Genomic DNA, 23,681 nt, shown 5'->3' on the forward strand with positions numbered 1-23,681 from the left:
ATGGGAAAGCTTTTTCTCTTATTCATTACTTCTTTCTTTTCTTAAAAAACACTGCTACACCAGCTACAACTGCCGCTGCCACAAACAAGATCACAAACGGAAGGATCTGAGTGTTATCTCCGGTATTTACCTGTTTCTTGGATGTTGTTGCAGAAGACTGTTCTTCAGCCTCATTCTCCGCCGTATCACTGTTCTGAGAAGAAGACTGTTCCTGATCTGTGCTATCTGAAATCAGATTCTGAGATGTCTCCGCCGTATTGGTGTCTGTACTGTCTGTTTCTGCAGAATCTGCAGTACCTGAAGATGCAGTATCCGAAGATGAAGCATCAGCTGCAGGTGTAACCGTTGCACCGGTATTGCTTTCAGCATCTGGCCCTACCAGAGATTTACTTCCAGCGATGCCAAATGGGCTGAATGAATGTGTACTGAAAGTCATTGTGGCACCATCCATGCTTGGAATGATGGTCTCCATTGCGCCATTATCAAGAAGGTGTTCAATCGAATATGTATAGCCTGCCTTTACAGGTACAGTCACACTGATATACTCCCCATCCGGAATTTTATACTCTGTATTATTCTGTGTATCCCAGAGTTCAAACTCATAGGATTTAAAGATTGTTGCATCTTCTTCATTGGTAAACTGATAGTCCTCACCACCAGAAACACGAAACTGTACATACCACGGAAGATCGATTCCTGATACAGTTATTCCATCACAGGTATGATTTTGAGACGCAATTTCCTCTTTTTCTGTTTCTGTCAGATCGGTAGCTGCATTCTGAGGGCGTTTATCCTCTGTATCATCTTTCCTGTCAAAAATATTATCCTTGTTTTCTTCAGTATCAGGAGTCTCCGTAATTTCCGGGATCGCGGTAATTTCAGCATCGTTATTTTTTTCATGATTCTCATCGTCTCTATTCTCAGATGCTGCATCAGGATCCATACCATCTTCTGCCGCCGGAGTTATCGTTACAGCAGGAGTTTCCACAGCTTCTGCTTCTTCCCCATCCTGAGTTTTATTATCCTCAGATGGTGCAGCTGTTACCTCCGGAGCTTCTGTTATCTCCGGATCCCTTTTTTCCTCTCCACTGGCATCTGCTGCATCTGTTGTATCTGAAGAATCTGAAGAAGACTGCTCCGTTTTTCCTGTTGTCTCCGGATCTTCTTTATTTTCCTGAGCACTGTCATCCTGCAGACCTTCGTTCTTCTCCTCATTCTCTGCAGTGCTGTCCTCTGTTTCTTTTACAGAAGTATCTGCATCACTCTCATTGACGTCGGTTCCATTTTCCTCTTTATCATCGGTTCCATAGGATTCTCCTGAATCTGAATCAGAAGAATCGGAACTTTCCTCACTTCCGGAATTTTCCTCTGTACTGTCAATGCTGCTGACCACAACTGTCACGGAACCTGTAAGTGTTCCTGAATTACTGTCCCACCCCGGAAGGCCTGAAAGGTCAGCACCTGCAGCAGGTTTGAACACTACCCCACAGGATTGCACACGTTTGTCCGGAACATAAGAACTATCTGCCCAGGAAAGAGTTCCATACGCATTAGATGGGAGCGCAATGTTAGCAAGAGCTGTAGGGCTGTCAATAGTTATATTATCCGGGATCACAGCACCGGATTCTATACCTGAAGAGTTCTCCGCATATGCCGGAAAGGTCTGTCCTCCGATCAGTGTCATGGACAATGCCGCTGCTGCCAGTATTGAAAAGCTTCTGCTAAATGTAATCTTTGTGTTCTTTTTCATAATAATCTGCACCTCTATATTCAAAATCTAAGATTCATATTTGCCTTTTGTCAAAAAATTCAGTTATATAAAATATCGAACGCATGTAACATGCGCTCGAACCAATATTTCTCCAAAAATTAATATCTTGTTAATCTTTCGTAACAGATATTTCTTTTTTTCGTCAAATGCATTATAACACAATTCTTTTTTTTACGACACCCCTAAATTAATTTTTTTTGAGCATCAATGAAAATTGTTTAATTATTCTAGTTATTTCCCCCATTACCTCATCAATTCCATCATTTGTCATAATCCACGTATTTTTATCTATAGAATCCACACAACACGAACTCACAAAGAATTCCGTATCCGGATAAAGCAACTTGTAATACATCAACGCACGTCTTGCATGACAGGTTTTACAGCAGAGAATCGCCTTTTTGATATCCAGGTATTCTCTGTCTGTTACCTGTCTGGAATAAATTGCGTTCTCATAAGTGTAGGTTGCCTGATCTTCTTTCAGAATCGCTTCTTCCGGTACACCATTCTGCATCAGAACATCTTTCAAAAAATCCCATTCCGTTTTGTATGTCCCACAATAACATTCTTTCTTGTCAAGAACTCCTGTAAATCTCCCTGCTGTGATACTGTATCTTCCACTGGGCAGGATCTTTGGTGCAAACCCATTCCTGTAAAGCTCCGCTGCTTTTTCCGCCATTTGAGGATATCCGTTTCCCGGAACAAAGATCACATCCGCTTTTTCCGGCTTATCTTCTATAAACATGAAATCTTCTATCTGTTTCAGAAACTCTTCGTACATTATTTTCTATGTCCTTTCTTTACCATCTGCAGCTAAATCCCGGATCAAAAGATATTTATCTGACAGGTATCCCTTATCCAGCTTTCTGTATTGCCTAATCATATCACTCTTTCGTGGCAGATGCACTAACAGATCATCTGTTTTCTATTTTGTAACGATCACTGTGCTATATCCACTGTCCCTCAGCCTTTGTTCCATATTGACCGCATTTCCAAGCTGCATATATGCTCCTACCTGAACTTTGTAAAGATCATTCTCTCTCAGGATAAACGCCGGAAATCCCTGATCTGTCAGCTGATACAACATCCTGTCTGCATTTTCCCGATTTCGAAATGCTCCTGTCTGTACCCGATAATACAATGGCTCTTCCACCGTTTCCTCATTCAATGTTCCCAGAATGGCATCTGCGATGCTTCTGGCAATCTCTTCGAATTTTTTTTCAAAAAGCTGATTATCCTTTTCCGAGTTTATAAATCCGGTCTCGATCAAAAGTGCCGGCATTTTTGTGCGCCGGAGCACTACCAGCCCCGGACGTTCTTTTACGCCCAGTTCCCGAAACCCCAGTTCTCCCAATGCTCCCAGGATATTCTGTGCCATCTGATATTTAATGCCTTTCTTATCATAGATCAGTACTTCAACTCCATTGTATTGTTCCGGCTTGGAACTGCTGTTGCGATGAAAAGAAATAAAAAAATCTGCTCCAGCTTCATTTGCAGCTTTCGCTTTTTCAAAAGGAGTCTGATAAATATCTGTAGTCCTGGTATAAACCACATCCACGCCATTCTCTTCCAGGATCTTTCCTACTGCAAGGGTCAGTTTCAGATTGTCATCCTTTTCCTTGCGATCTTTATAAACAGCACCCGGATCTTCTCCACCATGTCCGGCATCCAGAACGATTTTATATGCCATGTTCTTTCTCCTTGAGAATTTCATTCACAATATGATATGACTGTATGTTTTTTCCTGTGCCTGCATTTCATTTCATGCTTTATTTTGTTTTCCGGATCTGTTTACTCAACATATTTTCACGTTAATTCTTCTTGACTTTTAAGCGTTAAAGTGTTATATTAACACAATCAGTGTTGTATTTTTAAATAATCCAAAAATGCAGCAACATCGTGAGGAGGAAAACAATATGAAAAAGCGTATTTTAACAGCTGTACTCGCAGCAGCTCTTGTAACAGGAACCTGTGCTGCCACAGTAAGCGCCAAAGAAGAAAAGACTTACACAATAGGTATCTGCCAGCTGGTCCAGCATGACGCACTGGATGCCGCAACTAAGGGTTTTGAGGATGCCATCACTGAAAAGATGGGTGATTCCGTAAAATTTGACGAGCAAAATGCACAGGGTGATTCTAATACCTGTTCTACCATTATCAACAGCTTTGTTTCAGAAGGGGCAGACCTGATCCTTGCAAACGCAACCGCATCTCTTCAGGCTGCAGCTGCCGGAACTTCCGATATCCCGATCCTTGGAACAGCCGTTACCGAATATGGTGTCGCTCTCGGAATCGATGACTTTGACGGAACAGTAGGCGGGAACATTTCCGGTACTTCTGATCTTGCTCCTCTTGATGAGCAGGCCGATATGCTCCATGAGCTTTTCCCGGATGCAAAAAATGTCGGACTTCTCTACTGCTCAGCAGAGCCAAACTCCCAGTATCAGGTAGATACAGTAAAAGATGCTCTTGAGAAGCTTGGTTATACCTGTGAAGATTATGCATTCTCTGATTCCAACGATCTTTCATCCGTTGTTACCACAGCTGCCAATGACAGTGATGTGATCTATGCACCTACAGATAATACTGTAGCATCCAATACTGAGATCATCAACAACATCTGTCTTCCGGCAAAGGTTCCGGTAATCGCTGGTGAAGAAGGTATCTGCCAGGCATGTGGTGTTGCAACACTTTCCATCAGCTACTATGATCTTGGATACAAAACCGGCGAAATGGCAGTCAGCATCCTTCAGGATGGCGAAGATATCTCCAAAATGCCGATTGAATATGCACCAAAATTCACAAAAGAATACAACAAAGACATCTGTGACGAGCTTGGTATTAAAATTCCGGATGGATATGAAGCAATCGAAACAGATAAAACAGCTGAATAATCGGTAAAAAACCTATTATACACTGATACAGCGAGAAGGGAGTTCCCCTTCTCGCTGTTCGTGCATAAAAAAGAGGAGGATAATTTAACATGCAGATTATGAGTTTAATAACCGCACTTCCAGGAGCTGCCGCACAGGGGCTTATCTGGGGAATCATGGCGATCGGTGTGTACATTACATTCCGCATTCTTGATATTGCGGATCTTACCGTTGACGGAACTTTATGTACAGGCGGCGCTGTTTGTATCATGATGATGCTCAGCGGACACAATGTATGGGTGTCCATGCTGGTTGCAACAGGAGCCGGACTTCTGGCCGGTCTTGCCACTGGTATTTTTCATACCTTTATGGGCATCCCGGCTATCCTTGCCGGAATCCTGACACAGCTTTCCCTTTATTCTATCAACCTGAAGATCATGGGAAAAGCAAACCAGGCGATCAATGTTGATAAATTTAATCTTCTGGTATCCCTTCGACGTGTCAAGGGTGTTGCTCTGACACAGAATACGCTTTTTATCGTAGCAATTATGATCATCATTCTGATTGCAGTCCTTTACTGGTTCTTCGGAACTGAACTCGGATGTTCCCTGCGTGCGACCGGATGTAATCCAAGCATGTCCCGTGCACAGGGTATCAACACAGACCGCAATAAGGTTCTGGGACTGATGCTTTCCAACGGACTTGTTGCTCTTTCCGGCGCTCTTCTCACACAGTACCAGGGATTTGCAGATATCAACATGGGACGTGGTTCTATCGTTATCGGTCTTGCTGCAGTAATTATCGGTGAAGCGATCTTCAGCCGTATTTTCCGCAACTTTGCACTGAAGCTGTTAAGCGTTGTATTTGGTTCTATTCTTTATTATCTGGTACTTCAGATTGTTATCTGGATGGGAATTGATACAGACCTTCTGAAAATGCTTTCCGCACTCGTCGTTGCATTGTTCCTTGCTTTCCCATACTGGAAGGGCAAATACTTTACAAAAGCCAAACAGGGAGGTAAATGATCATGCTGAAACTGATCGATATACATAAAACATTTAATCCGGGCACTATCAATGAAAAGGTTGCTTTAAACGGCGTGGATCTTCATCTGAACGAAGGTGATTTTGTTACAGTCATCGGAGGAAACGGCGCCGGAAAATCCACTATGCTGAATGCAGTTGCAGGTGCCTGGCCTGTAGATTCCGGAAAGATCATTATCGGTGGAACCGATGTCACAAAACTTTCCGAATATAAAAGAGCCGCGTATCTTGGCCGTGTATTCCAGGATCCTATGACCGGAACTGCTGCAACTATGGGAATTGAAGAAAATCTCGCTCTTGCCAAACGCCGCGGAAAATCCCGCCTTCTCCGTCCGGGCATTACCCGCCAGGAACGGGAAGAATACCACGAACTCCTGAAGATTCTCGGTCTTGGTCTTGAGGACCGGCTCACTTCCAAAGTCGGACTCCTCTCCGGTGGCCAGCGTCAGGCATTGACACTTCTGATGGCAACTTTAAAGAAGCCTCAGCTTCTTCTTCTGGATGAGCACACTGCTGCTCTTGATCCGAAGACTGCAGCCAAGGTTCTCGAGATCACAGACATGATCGTAAACCGCGATCATCTGACAACCATGATGATCACCCATAACATGCGTGATGCAATCACTCACGGCAATCGTCTGATCATGATGTGGGAGGGAAAGATCATTCTGGATATCCAGGGCGAAGAAAAGAAAAAGCTTACAGTCAAAGATCTCCTGGACAAATTCGAAGAAGCCAGCGGTGAAGAATTTTCCAACGATTCCGCACTTCTCAGCTAAACCACAAAAAAAGAACTCTTATAATAGTTAGACAAACAGCATAACACATGGAAAGAACCTGGCCGGAATTTCATTCTTTATGATGGATTCCGGCCTTAATTTCTGTTCTAATGCCCAAATAACGATAAACTCAAAGCACTTCCATATGTCACCTCTCTTTAGCTCATTTCAATTCCACAGAGAATTCACCACTCCTTCTGCTGTATCGATAAATGGAAGATGTCAGATAATCCTCTTCCGGAGTTGCTTTCTCGAGCGTATCACTTAGAACTTCTTTCAAATCTTCCGGATAAACCACATCCGCATTATGGACCATTACTTCATGAACACTGGTAAAAACCAGATACAGGTCTGACCCCAGAAGTTCAGAAAGACGTCTGGCTACCCCGGGCAAAAAGATTGCTGCCGCTCCATTAGTACGCTTTTCTGTACTCAGGCAATTCCCGGCAATCCCTTTATTTGGATGGTATGTTCCAAGGATATCCATGAAATTATCTCCTTCATATGTCTTATCAAACAGCATTTTTTCCCAATGATAGATTCTTGGTGGACTGATAAAATATGTATTTATTAGAGCAGCTTCGAAAACAGTATCCGCATCTTTTCCCCATTTCTCCACAAAGCTTTTCTTGATCTTTGCACTCAGAACATATCCCTCTTTTTCTCCTGCAAGATAATAAACCACTAAAGCAATATCTCCGATTTTGTGATGAACCAACTCCTTCAGTATAGTCCTGTTTTTATCTGCATTCAGAAGGCGAATAAAAAGTCTGCTTTTTACCTTCTCATAATCTTTCAGATCGTCCAAATCACATAGCACACAATTTTCACTGACTTTTTTTATCTCCCTAATACAATCATGAACGATATTTTCAAAAGAATGTTCCTGACAGTACCTTTTATAAAGCTCTTCTGTATGCAACCCGCAGACTGTTTTTGCCTTTTCCATATGACCACTCTCTACAAATAGCCTATCTCCCAAACAACCATATTTTTCTCCATCGTTTGAAAAATAAATTTCTTCTTCCTTCAGGTCCATAGCCGCAAGAAGAAGCTTTCTCAGGTCCGTGACAAAAGTTTCATAACTTTTTTCCATATTTAATTTCCTTTCTGTGAAACAAAGCGGACGAATGTCCTGACAAAATCCTGTGCGCTCTCACAACGACGCACAAAATGATTCTGATCTGATAACATGATTAGATATTTCTGTGGAAAGAACTTCCACTGTAGAATTGCAGAGAGCAGATTTCTCTGCTGAATCTGAGTTGCTTGCTGTATGGACAAGTATAATAGAAGTTTTCAGATTTGTAAAGAAGTTTTCATCGACAGAAAAAGCAACTTCCGCTGCCTTTTGCTGTCATACCTTTTGTATTGTTTCAGATTTGTGTCTCATTCCGAAATATCAGTAATGGATTTCTCCATGTTTCTCCAGATAATCCAGAAATCCCTCACAACCTTCCTGTATATCTTCATAAGTTTCGTCAAAATTTCCTGTATACCAAGGATCCGCAATATCCCGTCCTGATCCGGCAAAAGTCAGAAACTTATAAAGCTTCTCTTCCGGGTCATTCTTCAGCATCCTGTTAAGATTACGCATATTAGCAGAATCCATACCAATAATATAATCGGATTTTTCATAATCCGCCCACGTAATCTGCTTCGCTCTGTGCGGAACCAGTGGTATTCCCACTTCTCTCAGCTTGTTCACTGTTCCTCTGTGAGGCGGATTCCCAATCTCCTCTGTACTTGTTGCAAAACTGTCGATCAAAAACTGATCTGAAAGGCCGAGCGTTTTTACTTTGTGCGTAAAAACACTCTCGGCCATGGTTGATCTGCAGATATTGCCGTGGCAGACAAATAACACTCTTATCATTGCTTAAAACTCCTTGAAATGCTGTATTTACGCTGTTTACAGGCATTTTCCGATAATCTTCAATCCTGTCATTTTCCTGTATATCACAGCATAAATTCGTATATTTTCTTATCCAAATTTAGTAACTTCTTAGTAATAACCAGCCTGGAAAACAGGCTCTCTAAGAACCTTATAATCAGATTATTTTTAATTCTTTTTTCTATTATTTTATCATACTATGCCAGTTTTGCAATCCTATTCATCTCTTCTTTTGCATCAATTAATCCCAGATGCGTATATACATTTAACGTAACCCCTATATCAGAATGTCCCATTAAATATTGGAGTGCTTTCGGATTCATTCCAGCTTTCGCCATATTGGAACAATATGTATGCCTACATACATGAGGCGTGATCTTTGGCATTTGTTCCTCATGAGTACGATTATACTTTCCTAACGCCCACTGAAAATGTTTTTCCCAATGGAGTGCTACCTCAGGCATATCTTTTTTATCCAGGAATAAAAATCGACTATATCCATCTATAATCGGCTCAACCCTTACTTTTTTACGGTTTTTCACAATCTGTTCAAAACATTCATAAACTTCATCTGTCATCGGCAACATTCGTGTTCCACTTGAAGTTTTGGTATCTTCAATGACGTACTGCATTCCTCTGGTTCTCTGAAGCTGATGATTCACATTGATTTTTCTCTCCTGAAGATCAATATCTTTCACTGTCAATCCACAAAACTCAGAAATACGAAGTCCAGTCTTAAACAAAATAAACATTCCATTATAGTATTTTGAGTAATGGTCATCATTTCGGATAAACTCCAGAAATAACTCTTCCTGTTCTTTTGTAATTGCCTGTCTTGTAACACTGTCATTTACGACAACTGTACATAATTGAAATTCAAAAGGATTCTTGCGCAGTAAATCATCTTCAACTGCCATCTGAAATGCAGGTCTTACAATTCCACGCACACTGTGAATGGAACTGTATCCTCTTCCATCTGCTTGCAGCTTAATAAACCATGCTTTTGCATCCGACAATTTTATTTTATCTATTCTTCTGGTTCCGAATTCTTCTTTTTTTATTATATTGATCACAAAATCATAGTTCGCCTGAGTATTATGACGAACCCCCTTTTTTTGTCCAATATATTTTTGAACCAAATCCAAAACTGTTAAATTTCCTCCGTAAGGTACTATACCATCATGTAAATCTCTTTGGATATTTTTTTCTTTTTCCCTTAGAGCTAAGCATGGTCTGCATCCAGTTGGCAGAGAATCTGTTGGCTCTAATTTCCAACTATACAAAAACTTCTGCTTTCCATAACAATCTGTATATACAAACGCATATCTTCCATCTTTTCTCTGACTTTCTCCGTTTCGTAAAATTCGACCTTTTTTATCTCGTCGTTTTTGGTCACGTTTTGTTTTACCCAAACGTCTTCGCCCCTTTCTACGAAGAAGCCCTAGCACGATATAGGTATTATATCATACCAGGGCTAACATTTCCACTTTAAAGTGCTAAATTGTTCGTATATTTTTTACAAAGACGTAGTCTGATCCAGAAAGGCCTCAAATTTCTTACGGTTAATCAATGACTTACACCCCACCTGGACTGTAAAGCAACATTCTGAATTTAGATGTTCCGAAATAAGCATCCTTATTTTCTTTTCACCTATTCCGAAATATTGCACTGCTTCATCCACCGTAAGCATATATTTTTCCCAAATTGGAATCTTACCTTTTTCAATTTTAATCGCCACTCTTCTCTCCTCCTTTTCTCTTTGGACAAAACATTTTTATCTGCCCATGACAATTTACAATTTTATACACTGTCATCGGCAGATAAAATTACAATACAGGTGGCAGTTCAGTACTCTGCCCACATCGGTTTTGCACCGTCATTAAATATGACCAGATTTTTTCTGGAAGTATCATTATCACAGATATGCTTCGTCGCCCTGTGCAGCTGCTACACATTTTGTCAAATTCTTCTCGCTCCATACCTTTACTTCAATGTTATATTTCAGCATTTCCTCGTATTTACTCCATTAACAGAGCAGATATATCATGGCGGATTTACCTAGTGGCTCTACATATCTTCACGTCCTGTATGTAAAACAATATACAATTTTCAAGGTACAAAAATTCCTGAAGGGGAAAAGGAATCTATATTAAATACTCCCTTTACTGATTACTTTTCCTTACATATGATTTCGTATCAAATCCCAAGGTCTTAGTAATCAGTTTTGCTTCCAGGCGTTGACGCAGAGTTTCATCTACACAGTAATGCACCTGTCCAAATTCGTCAAACATTTTTCTGGTAGCCAAAACTGTTATGTACCCTTCATAATGCTTCAACACTGCCTGGATTGCCTCAGTATCACCAGTTGATGCTGCCTCAATAACATGGAATGGCAGCAAATCAAATGCGCATTTCTGTTTTTTACTTTTTTTCATTTGCAGATTCCTCCATATTTTTTCTCATCAGTTCCAGTGATCGTCTACGATGCTCATTAATTGTGCTGCGTACAAGATTCATTTCTCTGGCAATGTCTGCATCACTCATATCCATAAAATATGATAATAACACAACATTCCTTTTCTTTTCAGTAAGTGTCTGCAGTGCTTCAGCAATCAATGCATCTTTGACTTCTATGTCGTAACCCAGGACCTGAAAACGATGTGTTTCCATTTCATGCTCATCCATTATAAAAAGTCTGCTCAACTCCTTTTCTGATAATTCTGACAACATCACTTCATACTTCTGGCGATATGCCATATGCTTTTCATAATTAATAACTTCACTTTTCAATGCCAGCTTGCACAGAGAATCAAACTGATGTCTGACTGTCTGCTCATCTTGAAAAGAGGATTGCTCCATAAGAGTTCACCTCCTTCCCCGCCGGTAGGCAATAAGCAAAGTTCTTGCTTCCCCTTCACACATATCCCAAACGGATGAGTGCATTTGTCGGGGTGTGGGAAGAAATTTTTAAAAAATTTCTTAATAAATACGAGAAAATTGTTTTTCCTGTATTTTGAGGTATATAAAAAACGTCCTAATGGGTAGTTTTTAGCCCATCGGACGCTATTTATATCAAAAGATAATATTTTGCCATCATTTTTTGTGGCATATAATTCACTTTTTGAGGTAAAGAAATTTATTTGCTTTTTTGAACTATTTATCTATTTCATCCGTCACGTAATGACGGATATGATACCAGACAATAAAATTCTTAATCTTTCCTATACCTCCGGATCTGTTTTACGGAAATTCAGAATTTTATATGTCTTTTAAAAAGTGAAATATCACCCCCTTTTTTAGTGAAATATTAGTTCATTTTCTTTCAAGAAAGGGAACTATACACTAAACATGGAGGTGTATCATATGCCAAAACAAACAGATAAAGAACTGGGATTGTTTTTTAAGAACGCCCGACACAAGCAAAAATTGACTTATGAAGAATTAGCTGAAAAAGCAGAAATGTCCAGCCGATATTTAAAGGAAATTGAAAATGGGGGCCGAGTTCCGAGTTTTCATAAAATCAGAAAACTGGTACGCGCTTTAAATGTTCCTCCTGAACCATTGTTTTATCCAAACAATCATACAGATAATCTTGATTATCAACGCCTGCTCATGTACCTGTCAAAATGCAACGATGAGCAAATTACCGCTATCCTTGCCATCGTAGAAGCATACCTGCGCACATACAAAATTCCTACAGACCACGATAAACAAGATCCCTGAAATTCATTTGAATTCTATCTGAATTATTCTGAAGAAGCGGTATGGTTTCCCATACCGCCACTCTTAACGTGCATATTTTTCTATCATTCTCTTAACATTCGTGGATTTCTTTATTGCCCCTATATTAATAAGAAACTCAACTACATCCATCATTCCCTGGTAATAAGCCCGCTGCTCCTCTTCATAATGGAAATGTTCTAACTGATCCAGATATTTATTCCAGAAATTCTGCTCACGCTCTGGGATTTTTTCCAGATGTAGTGGCAGCTTCTTTTGTATTTGTTTCAAATTCTTCTCTGCTTCTTTCCATTCTTCCGGCTGTACTGTATATTCTCTTTCTCCGGAGTCACAGCGCAATTCCTCAAATAAATTCGATACTGCTTCATAAAATTCATTCATCTTCTTTCCACCTCTCATTAGAATTATTTCTCATTACAGGCAGCATTATCATTTTCTTATTTCAAAAATCAAATAAACTTTCCAAAAACTTCATCTTTAGAAGTATAGTAACAATATTTTTCCTTAAAATCAATAATAATACTTCATCTTTAGAAACTTTTGAGGATCAGAATGATTATTTATTGGGATAAAAAAACGAACAGTAAAAACAGAATAGGACAACGGGTAAAAGAATTACGAAAGGCTCATAATCTTACTCAGAAAACACTCGCTGCCAAATTACAACTTGCAGGATATGATTTTAATGATCTGGCAATCCTACGAATTGAACAAGGCACACGTTTCGTTCCCGACTACGAAGTTGTCGCACTGGCCGAAGTATTTAATGTTTCCTGCGAATATCTTCTTGGTCTGACGGACGCTCCTGCAAAATAATTCAATTGTATTGCTGCCCATTCTATGCTAAACTATGGATAGATACTTCTGAACAACATACACTATTTATAAACCGTATGATTGGAGTGATTTCATGGAATTAACAAAAAAAGTCCCTACAACCGATAAAAACCAGGAAAACAATCATCTTCTCCGCATGTTAGACCGGGGAATTGATGATATGGAAGCTGGTCGTGAATTGCCACTGGAAGATGCTTTTCGCAAAATCACAGAATTAAGGGATGCACGAAGAAATGCAAGAATATAAAATTATTTTAACCTGGGAAGCAATTTACGATGTCACAGACATTGCAGATTATATTGAAGAAGAATTCGGCCAGCAACGTGCTGACCGTTTTCAATCTGATCTGAAAGAACAAATGCAGAATTTAGGCCAGTTCAGTACTGCCTTTCCCCGAACTCAAATTCTGTACAGAGGATATTCCATACATAAAAGATCTTTTCCGCCATCTATTATTTTTTATATTATAATGGAAGAAACAAAAGAGATTCATATTCTCCGAGTGTTGCGCCATGAACGAGATTGGGAAAATATCCTGTTGCAAAGATCAACTTATACATATCCAGAATGAATACCTGGGAGCCGATCAGAGATTTTTCTGAAAGGCTTCCTTTTTTATTACTTCCCACTGTCAATTAAATCATAACTCATATCCAGAAAATCCAGCGTCTTAGCTTCACTGACAGAATCATCCAAAAGAATCGTAATCCAGTGTTGCTTATTCATATGATACCCCGGTAAAAATCCATACGTTTGAATAATCATCCCAACCAGATCAGGATCACATTTTACATCCAGGATGTCAATGTTTCCATCTTCTTCTAATCCCAGTATTTTCTTTTCCACTACCATAATTATAGCATACCATTTTCCATTTTTATGTCGAAGCACCGCAGAATCAGGATCTTTTTTCCATAAATATTCCGGTTCAGTTCCATATTGCTCTTTTACATATTGAAAAATTTCTTCACGTTTCAAATTTATCCCTCACTTACGATTTCTTTCTCTGATTATACGCTATCAGGATTGTATTCTCAACCACTTCTCACAGTTCTATTTATGTTTTATAGCTTTTGCATAGCCTGCTTTGCAGGCTACACCCCAAAAGAAGCAAGCACTGCCAGTGTCATGACACCTGGCTCATTTTGTCAAATTCCCTTTCCGGTTCATTCTACCAAAATGTATCAGGGAGTATCCCTGGCCCTCTCATATTTTATAATTTCTTAATTTGACGCTTTCACCCAGTCCTGTTAAAATAACTTACAGATACATCTGTCCAAACCAACAAAAAACCAAGTACCATAACTGTCATAGCCGAACTGGTTAGACAGTTTTTTTGTACTCTTTTTTATAGAAAAAAACGAATTGGAGGATTTCAATGAGCAAACGTACCAGAATTCATCCCGTACAATTTTATTTGAATGATGACGAACAATACATTTTAGAAGAAAAATATCGTCTTTCCAGGATGAAAAGCAAATCTGCCTTTCTACGGAAAATGATCTTATATGGATTTGTATATGAAGTAGACTACTCTCATATCCGAAAAATGAATACCCTGCTGGGCAATATCAGCAGCAATTTGAATCAGATCACCCATCGTATAAACAGTACCAATACAGTTTACCCAAAGGACCTGGACGATATAAAGGAGTTAATGGAAAAAATATGGCAGTTACAAAAATCCATGGTATCAAAACAACCGTTGATAAAGCAATAGAATACATCTGCAATCCAGATAAAACTGACCAGAATCTATATATTTCTTCCTTTGCCTGCTCTCCCGAAACAGCCGTTCTTGACTTTAAATACACTTTGGATCATACACATGACTGCAGAGATCCGCACAATACAAATAAGGCATTTCATCTGATTCAGGCATTTTCCCCTGGTGAAGTTTCCTATGAAGAAGCCCATCAAATTGGCAAAGAATTTGCGGATCGCTTACTGGAGGGAAAATACTCCTATGTTCTGACAACACACACTGATAAAGGTCATGTACATAACCATTTAATTTTCTGTTCTGCAGATAACATCACTTTTTCTCATTACCATGACTGTAAAAAGAATTACTGGAAAATACGAAATCTCAGCGACACTTTATGCCAGGAACATAACCTGTCCACAATTATGCCAGATGGTAAAAAAGGAATGAAATACAATGAATGGGCTGCAAATAAATCTGAATCCAGTAAAAAAGCGCAGCTGCGAAAAGATATCAACCAGACAATCCGAATCGTTTCCACTTATTCAGAATTTCTTGCATTTATGGAAGCTAAAGGATATGAAATAAAAAACGCAGAATTTGGCGAAAACAGCAGGAAATACATTACCTTTCGTTCTCCCGATATGTCCCGTCCAGTGCGTGGAAGTGCTAAATCTTTAGGAAAAAATTTTACTAAGGAACGTATCAAAGAACGCATTAATAATAAGCTTCACAGAACTACTGTTCCTTCTGTTCGTAATAAGTTAATAGACACCAACACTCCCAATATAGCAGGAAACATTGGACTTCAGAAATGGGCAAATAAGGAAAATTTAAAAATTGTCTCTGCTGAATATAACAAGATGCTCACACATAATCTACATAATTTTTCAGAACTTGAAGACCGCATAGCCTTGTTACATATGCAGCAAAAAGAGGTAAATACCTCTGTTGTTTCTCTCGAGTCTCAGATACGCCATCTTCGAGAAATGCTAAAATATGCCGAACAATATCAGAAAAATAAAATTTACGACGACCATTATAAAAGCTCCAAAGATCCAGATCGTTATTTCCGTAAATATGAATCTCAAATTATTCTTTTCGCGGGTGCTGAACATATTTTACAGGAAAATGGTATAAACCTGAAACATCTTAATTCCAATAAGTTGCAAGAGCAAATTGCAGATCTTATTTCCAGAAAGGAATCACTAAATACTCAATACGTTTCCTTTAAGCAAGAAATAAAAGAGTTGGAATTGATACATCAAAACCTGTCCAAATATCTCAAACAGGATGCTCCTGAAATACAAAGATCTTCTCATAACCAACTCCCTTCTTTGTAAAACCATAATAATAGGCAGCGATTTCACTCGCTGCCTAAATTCCCATTAAACCGATATCCTACACCTCGTACTGTTTGTATATATAATGGTTGTCCAGGATCATCTTCTATTTTTTCTCTGATATTGCAGATATGTCGCATAACCACATTATAATCACCGGAATAAGGTTCATTCCATACCAGATCATAAACCATTTCTTTTCCAAATATTCTACCTGGACTTTTCGCTAAAAAAAGTAAAATATCATATTCATATTTTGAAAGATGAACATCACTATCATTCTTTTTAACAATTCGTTCCTGTAGATATATTTTTAATTCTCCAAACCTTATAATTTCCGGTATGAATTGGTTTTTATGTTCCCAGCTAGTCAATATGTTTTCACTTATGCTTCCATTAGCATCTGTGATTCTCTCAATAATTTCTATCTTTTTCACCTTTATTGCCTCTACATTATTAATTTTATATTCTATATATCATCTGCCATTTGACTTTTTTCTTCTACAAGTAATATAATATATTTATTACATATGTAGGATTTAGCAGGAGGATTTTATTATGTCACTACCCCAGATTTCAGAAGCCGAATTTGAAGTTATGAAAATTGTATGGAAATATGCTCCCATCAATACAAATGAAATTACAGAAAAACTTACTCTAACTACCAGCTGGAGTCCAAAAACAATTCAAACTCTTATCAAGAGACTTGTTTCCAAAAAAGCTCTTTCCTGCGAAAAACAAAGCCGGGTATTTGTCTATACTCCATTAGTCCAAGAAGATGAATATATACGCCAGGAAAGCAATTCTTTTTTAAAGCGATATTATAATGGAAATCTTTCTTCTATGCTGGCTTCTTACCTTGAAGACGATAAGCTCTCTTCAACAGAAATTGATAACTTACGCCATTTATTATCAAAACATCAGAAATAGGAGGTTTTGAATGAGCAACTGGATCATCCACTTTTTAATCAGTAATATCTTCATATGTATTTTTACACTTGTAATAATCGGAACAAAAAAACTTCTGAAAAAATATTTATCTGCGACTACACAGTACCATCTCTGTTTTCTTTTATTTTTATTACTTGCCGTGCCATTTTTTCCTGTACAGATTCATGGCTCACAACTTTTTTCATGGTTACATTTTTTTCAAACTGACTCAGGACTTAACTCTGGTACCGACACGCTATCCGAACTTACCAGTAATACACAAAATATTTTGTTAAACCAGGTGAATGATTTTTCAGTTTCCATCAGTAGTCAATTTTCTGGAGGCTTGAATACCATACTCTTTCTAATATGGATAACGGGTGTTATGATTATGTCAGTCCTCACCCTTCATTCATTAAACTATGTACGTTCCATAAAAAGATCTGCTCTCCCGCTTCAAAATCAGCAGGTAAAAACTATTTATTACAATTGTTTAAAGGAACTTAAAATCTCTCACCCAGTATCAGTCTACAGTACTGCATTTTTAAAATCACCAGTTTTAATCGGAATAATACATCCCAGAATTTACATTCCCATCCATTTAATTTCCGAACTGAATCCTGATGATATGCGTTTTATGCTGCTACACGAATTACAGCATTACCGTCACAAAGATACATTTATTGGCTTCCTCATGGTCATAAGTAATATACTCTACTGGTTTAACCCTTTTGTTTGGTACACTTTAAAAGAAATTCTCTGTGACCGTGAAATAGCCTGTGATTCTGCTGTATTGCAGATGATTTCTGCTGATGAATACCAAGCTTATGGAACTACACTGATTAATTTTGCAGAAAAAATATCCTCTTTTTCCTCTCCACTGGCAGTTGGAATGTCCGGAAATTTCAGGCAGATGAAACGACGTATTCTCAACATCGCCGTTTTTAGGAAAGAAACTCTTTATCAAAAAATGAGAGCATTGATAATTTATCTGGTCATTAGTGCTGTTTTTATTGGATGTACACCCATTTTATCCATTGATGCCTCTACTCAAAACGTATATCATTTTAGTGATACAGACAAAAATATCTCCCTGTTAGATATATCCGAAACATTTGGAACATATGATGGATCATTTGTTTTGTATGACAATAATTTGGATTCCTGGAAAATATACGATCTTGAAGAAGCCACCAAACGTATTCCGCCAGAGTCTACCTACAAAATATACGATGCATTATTAGGGTTGGAATCCGGAATCATCACACCAGAACACTCTTCCATGACATGGAATGGTGATGCCTTTCCTTTTCCATCCTGGGAAGCTGATCAGGATTTAAACTCTGCTATGCAAAATTCCGTTAACTGGTATTTCCAGGCAATTGATTCGCAGCTCGGAATTAACAGAGTCCAGGAATTTTTGAATAAAATAGAATATGGAAACCAGACAACCAGTTCAAATCTGGATTTATACTGGTCCGATTTTTCATTAAAAATCTCGCCTTTAGAGCAAGTAACATTATTGAAAAAATTTAACACAAATGAATTCCATCTAAATTCCCAAAATGTATTTTCTGTTAAAAATGCTATAAAAATTGCCAGTACACCTAATGGTAATTTCTACGGAAAAACTGGAACCGGTCGTGTCAACGGACAGGATATCAACGGCTGGTTTATCGGATATGTAGAAACTTCCGATAACAGCTATTATTTTGCAACCAATATCCAAAGTGATTCTAATGCAACTGGCAAAAAGGCATTTGAAATCACTTCTGATATCTTAAAAAAATTACATATATGGAATTAACAAATATGAAAGGGCTGATAGTTGTTATCAGTTCTTTCTTTTTATTCTATATTGATATTTGGGAATTTCTTTCGTACCATTATTCAGAATTTTATTCCCCATATATTTAAAACTCTTATCATCGTTGAACTTAACAGTCAGCTCACTTGTAATAACGGCATCATTACATATAAATGTATCACATACAGCATCAACAACCAGCACATTGTTTCCCTCTCCGCTATCTCTTATTTCAACGACCTCCGGTAAAGATGTTCCAAAGCTATAATTAAAACAACCAAATTGTTCCCAGTCATAAGTTTGATGTTCCGAATCAAATACTGCCCATTTTTTAATTTGCTCCGCTGTTATCGGCAAAAACTCCATTATCAGATTTTCAAACTCTTCTGCCGGAATTCCACTTGAGTTACCTGAAAACTCATATCTCTCCCCGTATTTCATTCGATATAAATATTCATATAAACCATTATAATCTAACCCTTCCATATCAGATCTATCCCAATCAGAACATAAAAGATTATTCCCCTGATATCCAAGCCAATACACACACCTCTTTGAAACTTCCCTGCATTCATCACTTAAAGGTTTAATTCTTATCATAGAACTGCCATCAACCGCTTCTGATACTTCCGGATATTTTGGAACACATAGCGTATAACCAAACCAGCCTTTTTCTGTATATTTCCATTCTTCTATCCTTGTATACGAAACATATACAATAGATGGATTGTCGTTCATACCCCAAACAACTTTCGCAGCCAGCAAATACATATCTGTCCCATCATAATTGAATTTGAGTCTTTCTATCCCACCATCCCTGTTAATCCTATATAAGACGATATCTCCTGGCAGATCCTGTTCTGCCCTGAAAAGAAATTCTTCCATTTTAGAATAATTAGCCATATTTGAATACGGCGCTGATGTAATAACAGGGACATTTTTTTCCTTTAATACTTCCTGCATTTCTTCCATTACTGTCTCAGAAACTACTACATTCGATGAAGTTCCTTTATCCGCCTTTTGATAAATGGCTTTCATCTGATTCATAACATTCTTACAATCTTCAATAGCTTCTTCTTTCACGACTTCATCTACTGGCAAATCATATCCTCTTTCTTGTACAGCATAATTCGCAGTTTCCTGTGAAATATATTCTAAATCAGCCCCTTTACATTTTGTATTTCCTATGAAAAAGCATCCCAAAATAAATAAAACACTCACCATCTTTTTCAGTTTTCTTTTTGTACTCATATCAATTATCTCCATAACATTCCTCCCACTTTTCGTCTGATAATCTTTCCGTATACCAGGTAACCTCTATTTCTGACCTTGATACATAATTGGATACATATTGAAATCTATCTTTATCTAACAGCCGAATGGTTACGCTATGACAAAACGCCTGATCTAATTCTTTTTGTGGCCATACCGCATTTACTTCCAGTGTTATTGTTCCATCTTGATTTTCTATGTAGGAAACAACTTCCGGATATGGAATATATGGTGTGGGAGCAAAATCATATACGATTCCTCTGGTTCGATACCGATATGTCTGTGTTTCCGTGTGAAATACCGTTCCTGTCTGCAGTATCTCTGCGCTTATATTAAAATATTTTTGAAATATCGCTTCAAATGATTCTTTTGGGATTTCATAAGTCTTTCCTTCCTTAAATTCATCAGCTTTTTCTTCCATTGAAAGTAAACGGTCAAAAACATCATAAAAATTTATTCCATCATAATTTTTTTCACTCCAATTAGAAGTAAACAATTTATTAAGTGTATATCCAAAAGGAAGTATATATTTTCGATTCAGCTCCCTGCATTTTTTATTTAACGGCACTACCCGAAAGGCCCGATATCCAGACGGTCCATCATATCCAGCCGGATGATATTCTTCCATAAAGAAATACCCGTTTTCTGTATATTTCCATGAATTAGCTCTAAACTCATGATAATATGTTTCCTGCCAAGTGTCCTCTTTCCATTTAAAAGAGCTTACTTCAACGTCTATTTTCCCCTGTTTGGTTTTCAGATCATACCGGATAAAATGATCCCCTGCTATAACTTGAAATATAGTAGTTTTTCCATTCTTCTCTTTTTCTGCTTTTTTCAAAAAATCATCTACTTTAATACTTTGAACCATATCCAGCTGATTGTAGGAATCAATTACTGCATATCCATATTTTCCAAAATAATCCATACTTTTTTGTATTGTACTCAGCTCATATAGTGCATTTTCTTTCACAGCATTCTCATATATGTTCCGATAGCCTTCTGCCAGCATTTCACACTCTCTGTAAATTTTTTCTTTCGTATCTTCAATTGTCTTTTTCTGCTCTTTCTTTATGCCACATCCACTACAGACAGCAAGAAAAATAACTCCCACAAATATTTTCCAAATTTTTTTCATATCATTTTCCTCTTACATTTGTAATATTTAAAGGTAAAAATTATTCATTACCAAGATATTCATCCAGTATCGCCTTATCCTTTTCCAACACATACCCGCTTCCTCCAATATCTTTCACATTCTCTACCATACTGATGAGCAAAATAGGATTCTTTGTATCTCTATCTGTAGTAAAAACTGTAAACCAGCCAATTTCTGTTCCAGATGTATCTTCTTTTGTAGCTTTCAGTTCCGCTGTTCCGGTTTTTCCTGCTAATCTAATGTCTTCCCGGCATGCTCCATAACCAGTTCCTTCCGGGTTATTCACTACACCCTCTAACCCCTCCATAACCTCCGAAACAATTTGTGGTGAAAAAGCATCTTTTATCCAGATTTCACTGGAAGTGCTTCCACCATCCGCGTGAAGATATGGCTTTATCATATTTCCATCATTTAGAAAAGCCGTATAAATGCTTGCAAGATGCAAAGGATTTACCAGAATCTGTCCCTGTCCATACCCACTGTCAGCAAGCTGGATTTCTGTTTCTATCTTGTCCATATTAGAATATTGGGACTCTGACATTTTAATATCAAATGGAAGTTCCTGATTAAATCCTATTTGATTTAGAGACTGCATCAGTTGATCCGCACCAATTTTTAATGCTGCTTTTGCAAAATAAATATTATCTGAATAAATAAGCGCATTTTTCAAGATCACAGGTGCACAATCATGAAGTGTAGTCACTGTATAATCTCCCCACGAGGAATCTTTCTGCCACGCCAGACCCTCATTTCCAAAATCGTCATTTGCAGTAAATGCCCCCACTTTTAATCCAATTGCAGCAATTACAGGTTTAAAAGTTGAGCCAGGACACCATGTCTGGCGAAAGCGGTTGTATAAAGGCCTGTCTTCATTTTCATTTAATGCACTCCACTGGCTGTTGTCCATTCCACGTACAAAATCATTATTATCATAAGATGGCGTACTTACCAACGCCAATACTTCCCCTGTATAAGGATTCAAAGCTACAGAACATCCTCTGTCTTCTTTAAATTGTTCATAAAGAGTACTTTGAAGATCACCATCAATCGTAGTATGGATATCTTCTCCATCTTTTCTAGGCTCATATGCAATAACACTTTTTTTATTTCCATTTGCATCTACAATACAGATTTCACACCCATCTGTTCCTTTTAGTTCTTTTTCATAAAGCGTTTCCAATCCAGTCTTTCCAATCACACTGTTTGTACGATACCCTTCCCCTTTATGTTCCTGCAAATCTTCGGCTGTAACCGCCTGTACATACCCTACCAGATGAGAGGCAGCTTCTTTTAGATAATAAGTTCGTACTTTTACATCAGATAACATAATACCTGGAATCTTCAATAATGTGTCCTGCTTTTCTTTTTCTTCCAGAACAGTTTTATCCGGATTCACTGTCAGAAGATCGACCTCTTGTATTTTAGGAATTGTTGCTACTGGTACAAAAGAATCTGCTTTTACCCAACCGGCTTTTAACTTATCCTCAATTTCGTCTGCTCCAATTCCAAGATACTCTGCCAGTTTTTTTATTGTATCTTCTCTGTTCTCCATCCTGCCCGGAACAATTCCTACCGAAGATGCAGTTCCCTCTCCAGCCAACTGACGACCATTTCTGTCTAAAATATCTCCTCTCTTTGCCTCTTCTGACGTTACCTGAACTTTATCCGTTGCAGATAACTCTGGAAAAATCAACTGATCCTGCCAGATTAAATGATATCCTGTCCAATCATGTGAAAATACCGCATCGTTGGTAAATTCTACATTTCCTGCAGCAGTCTGCATATTTGTTGTATAGGAAACTGCCGCATTTCCGTTTTCTTGTCTTTTTACTGTAATATCGGTTATGGACAGATCAGACATCTCAATGCCTTCATATATTTTAGAATTTCGTTCTATAAATTCTTCCTTACTGTTCATGCTGCTTTTTTTCTGATCCAGCATGGCATACATTTGCTCATATTCCCCTTTTTCAATATATTTCATATATTCCATTAGTCTTTTTTCAGGAACATTACGATTCATTATTGTTACAATACCGATTCCACCACCAATCAATATACCGCTAAATAAAACTATTTTTGTGATAATCTTCGTGAGTTTTTTTCTTTTCTTTTTTCTCATATAGTTTTATTTCTCCTTTTTTCATATTTTCTTAAATATTACACTTGTAATATTTAAACGTCAAGCTTTTTCTTAGGTTTATATATGTAAACAAGAGGAAAGATTTGGATAAAAAAAGAAAGGGCATCTCAAAGCCTTCTTTGATAAAGAACTTTACGACACCCTGAGGTAATGGTTTCTCCGGATGTTTCCCAAGCATCTTAATACTAATAAGTTATAGGAGCAACTTTCAAATCTTATTTCCAAAAAGAAGTCAATAAATACTCAATACGTTTCCTTTAAGCAAGAAACAAAAGAGTTGGAATTGATACATCAAAACCTGTCCAAATAGAGACTATGAAGAAAAGTCTGTAAATAATAATCTTCTATGATAATGATTGAGCTGGAAGCGCTAAATTGGAGCTTCC

26 protein-coding genes are annotated in these 23,681 nt (G+C 37.9%); 11 read left to right on the plus strand and 15 right to left on the minus strand.

From position 1 onward, the window contains the following. Window positions 1-25 precede the first annotated feature (25 nt). The 3 genes from AB5026_RS00670 to AB5026_RS00680 all read right to left on the minus strand — a co-directional run bounded on the left by AB5026_RS00670 (window position 26) and on the right by AB5026_RS00680 (window position 3,461). Window positions 26-1,750, minus strand: a complete 1,725-nt coding sequence (locus AB5026_RS00670; RefSeq protein ID WP_368212601.1) for a hypothetical protein — start codon at window positions 1,748-1,750, stop codon at window positions 26-28. A 208-nt stretch (window positions 1,751-1,958) separates the two neighbouring features. Further along, the gene (locus AB5026_RS00675; RefSeq protein WP_021650371.1) at window positions 1,959-2,552 is read right to left on the minus strand and encodes a YdcF family protein; all 594 of its coding nucleotides are present in this window, start codon (window positions 2,550-2,552) and stop codon (window positions 1,959-1,961) included. Between the two features lie 144 nt (window positions 2,553-2,696). Further along, window positions 2,697-3,461 (minus strand): N-acetylmuramoyl-L-alanine amidase, encoded by a 765-nt coding sequence (locus AB5026_RS00680; protein WP_044960663.1) that lies wholly within the window; start codon window positions 3,459-3,461, stop codon window positions 2,697-2,699. 226 nt (window positions 3,462-3,687) lie between these two features. Here AB5026_RS00680 and AB5026_RS00685 point away from each other — a divergent pair, with 226 nt between their 5' ends. The 3 genes from AB5026_RS00685 to AB5026_RS00695 all read left to right on the plus strand — a co-directional run bounded on the left by AB5026_RS00685 (window position 3,688) and on the right by AB5026_RS00695 (window position 6,466). Then, window positions 3,688-4,665: an ABC transporter substrate-binding protein gene (locus AB5026_RS00685; protein WP_022427132.1), complete on the plus strand. Its 978-nt coding sequence runs from the start codon at window positions 3,688-3,690 to the stop codon at window positions 4,663-4,665. An 89-nt stretch (window positions 4,666-4,754) separates the two neighbouring features. Next, window positions 4,755-5,669: an ABC transporter permease gene (locus AB5026_RS00690; protein WP_022427133.1), complete on the plus strand. Its 915-nt coding sequence runs from the start codon at window positions 4,755-4,757 to the stop codon at window positions 5,667-5,669. 2 nt (window positions 5,670-5,671) lie between these two features. Then, window positions 5,672-6,466, plus strand: a complete 795-nt coding sequence (locus tag AB5026_RS00695; protein WP_021977269.1) for an ABC transporter ATP-binding protein — start codon at window positions 5,672-5,674, stop codon at window positions 6,464-6,466. A 163-nt stretch (window positions 6,467-6,629) separates the two neighbouring features. Here AB5026_RS00695 and AB5026_RS00700 read toward each other — a convergent pair whose 3' ends face one another. From AB5026_RS00700 to AB5026_RS00725, 6 genes are all read right to left on the minus strand, one after another. Next, window positions 6,630-7,562: a DUF5688 family protein gene (locus AB5026_RS00700; protein ID WP_015524624.1), complete on the minus strand. Its 933-nt coding sequence runs from the start codon at window positions 7,560-7,562 to the stop codon at window positions 6,630-6,632. A 306-nt stretch (window positions 7,563-7,868) separates the two neighbouring features. Then, the gene (locus AB5026_RS00705; RefSeq protein ID WP_044960656.1) at window positions 7,869-8,339 is read right to left on the minus strand and encodes a low molecular weight protein-tyrosine-phosphatase; all 471 of its coding nucleotides are present in this window, start codon (window positions 8,337-8,339) and stop codon (window positions 7,869-7,871) included. 215 nt (window positions 8,340-8,554) lie between these two features. Then, window positions 8,555-9,769 (minus strand): site-specific integrase, encoded by a 1,215-nt coding sequence (locus tag AB5026_RS00710; RefSeq protein ID WP_044960653.1) that lies wholly within the window; start codon window positions 9,767-9,769, stop codon window positions 8,555-8,557. Between the two features lie 104 nt (window positions 9,770-9,873). Further along, window positions 9,874-10,095: an excisionase gene (locus tag AB5026_RS00715; RefSeq protein ID WP_021650362.1), complete on the minus strand. Its 222-nt coding sequence runs from the start codon at window positions 10,093-10,095 to the stop codon at window positions 9,874-9,876. 424 nt (window positions 10,096-10,519) lie between these two features. Further along, the gene (locus AB5026_RS00720) at window positions 10,520-10,792 is read right to left on the minus strand and encodes a helix-turn-helix domain-containing protein (RefSeq protein WP_015541278.1); all 273 of its coding nucleotides are present in this window, start codon (window positions 10,790-10,792) and stop codon (window positions 10,520-10,522) included. Beyond that, a complete protein-coding gene (locus AB5026_RS00725) occupies window positions 10,779-11,216 on the minus strand; it encodes an RNA polymerase sigma factor (protein ID WP_005426505.1) in 438 nt (145 codons plus the stop codon). Before AB5026_RS00725 ends, AB5026_RS00720 begins: the two co-directional genes overlap by 14 nt. Before the next feature lie 504 nt (window positions 11,217-11,720). On the opposite strand from AB5026_RS00725, the gene AB5026_RS00730 reads away from it, so the two are divergent. Next, complete coding sequence (locus AB5026_RS00730; protein WP_347039652.1) at window positions 11,721-12,080, plus strand: helix-turn-helix transcriptional regulator; 360 nt, start codon at window positions 11,721-11,723, stop codon at window positions 12,078-12,080. Window positions 12,081-12,143: 63 nt separating this feature from the next. Here AB5026_RS00730 and AB5026_RS00735 read toward each other — a convergent pair whose 3' ends face one another. After that, on the minus strand, window positions 12,144-12,479 hold the full coding sequence (locus AB5026_RS00735) for a hypothetical protein (protein ID WP_005426510.1): 336 nt from the start codon (window positions 12,477-12,479) through the stop codon (window positions 12,144-12,146). A gap of 171 nt (window positions 12,480-12,650) precedes the next feature. Between AB5026_RS00735 and AB5026_RS00740 the strand changes: the two genes are divergently transcribed. From AB5026_RS00740 to AB5026_RS00750, 3 genes are all read left to right on the plus strand, one after another. Next, window positions 12,651-12,914 carry a helix-turn-helix domain-containing protein gene (locus AB5026_RS00740; protein WP_015541275.1) on the plus strand — a complete coding sequence of 88 codons (264 nt, stop codon included), beginning with the start codon at window positions 12,651-12,653 and terminating at the stop codon, window positions 12,912-12,914. Window positions 12,915-13,008: 94 nt separating this feature from the next. After that, a complete protein-coding gene (locus AB5026_RS00745) occupies window positions 13,009-13,182 on the plus strand; it encodes a hypothetical protein (RefSeq protein ID WP_005426514.1) in 174 nt (57 codons plus the stop codon). Further along, a complete protein-coding gene (locus AB5026_RS00750) occupies window positions 13,169-13,507 on the plus strand; it encodes a type II toxin-antitoxin system RelE/ParE family toxin (RefSeq protein WP_019162149.1) in 339 nt (112 codons plus the stop codon). Before AB5026_RS00745 ends, AB5026_RS00750 begins: the two co-directional genes overlap by 14 nt. Before the next feature lie 47 nt (window positions 13,508-13,554). Here the strand turns inward: AB5026_RS00750 and AB5026_RS00755 are convergent, their stop codons facing one another. Continuing rightward, a complete protein-coding gene (locus tag AB5026_RS00755) occupies window positions 13,555-13,914 on the minus strand; it encodes an MmcQ/YjbR family DNA-binding protein (RefSeq protein ID WP_019162150.1) in 360 nt (119 codons plus the stop codon). 400 nt (window positions 13,915-14,314) lie between these two features. Here AB5026_RS00755 and mobC point away from each other — a divergent pair, with 400 nt between their 5' ends. After that, entirely contained in the window at window positions 14,315-14,656 is a 342-nt protein-coding gene (gene mobC, locus AB5026_RS00760) for a plasmid mobilization relaxosome protein MobC (protein ID WP_005426517.1), read from the plus strand. After that, entirely contained in the window at window positions 14,605-15,984 is a 1,380-nt protein-coding gene (locus AB5026_RS00765) for a relaxase/mobilization nuclease domain-containing protein (RefSeq protein ID WP_347039649.1), read from the plus strand. The genes mobC and AB5026_RS00765 overlap by 52 nt, the downstream gene beginning before the upstream one ends. 23 nt (window positions 15,985-16,007) lie before the next feature. Here AB5026_RS00765 and AB5026_RS00770 read toward each other — a convergent pair whose 3' ends face one another. Beyond that, entirely contained in the window at window positions 16,008-16,421 is a 414-nt protein-coding gene (locus tag AB5026_RS00770) for a response regulator transcription factor (RefSeq protein WP_019162151.1), read from the minus strand. A gap of 118 nt (window positions 16,422-16,539) precedes the next feature. On the opposite strand from AB5026_RS00770, the gene AB5026_RS00775 reads away from it, so the two are divergent. Together AB5026_RS00775 and AB5026_RS00780 are read left to right on the plus strand one after the other, a co-directional pair. Beyond that, window positions 16,540-16,914: a BlaI/MecI/CopY family transcriptional regulator gene (locus AB5026_RS00775; RefSeq protein ID WP_026077000.1), complete on the plus strand. Its 375-nt coding sequence runs from the start codon at window positions 16,540-16,542 to the stop codon at window positions 16,912-16,914. A 10-nt stretch (window positions 16,915-16,924) separates the two neighbouring features. Beyond that, on the plus strand, window positions 16,925-18,721 hold the full coding sequence (locus tag AB5026_RS00780; RefSeq protein ID WP_118252646.1) for a BlaR1 family beta-lactam sensor/signal transducer: 1,797 nt from the start codon (window positions 16,925-16,927) through the stop codon (window positions 18,719-18,721). A 27-nt stretch (window positions 18,722-18,748) separates the two neighbouring features. Here the strand turns inward: AB5026_RS00780 and AB5026_RS00785 are convergent, their stop codons facing one another. From AB5026_RS00785 to AB5026_RS00795, 3 genes are read right to left on the minus strand one after another with little or no spacing between them, the layout of a single operon-like run. Beyond that, the gene (locus tag AB5026_RS00785) at window positions 18,749-19,987 is read right to left on the minus strand and encodes a DUF6070 family protein (protein WP_138277356.1); all 1,239 of its coding nucleotides are present in this window, start codon (window positions 19,985-19,987) and stop codon (window positions 18,749-18,751) included. After that, entirely contained in the window at window positions 19,974-21,131 is a 1,158-nt protein-coding gene (locus AB5026_RS00790) for a DUF6070 family protein (RefSeq protein WP_148446542.1), read from the minus strand. The genes AB5026_RS00785 and AB5026_RS00790 overlap by 14 nt, the downstream gene beginning before the upstream one ends. 40 nt (window positions 21,132-21,171) lie before the next feature. After that, window positions 21,172-23,274 carry a penicillin-binding transpeptidase domain-containing protein gene (locus tag AB5026_RS00795; protein WP_347039646.1) on the minus strand — a complete coding sequence of 701 codons (2,103 nt, stop codon included), beginning with the start codon at window positions 23,272-23,274 and terminating at the stop codon, window positions 21,172-21,174. Window positions 23,275-23,681 lie beyond the last annotated feature (407 nt).

This window comes from Blautia sp. RTP21359st1_E11_RTP21359_211015 (assembly GCF_040910705.1).
Lineage (GTDB): Bacteria > Bacillota > Clostridia > Lachnospirales > Lachnospiraceae > Blautia_A > Blautia_A fusiformis.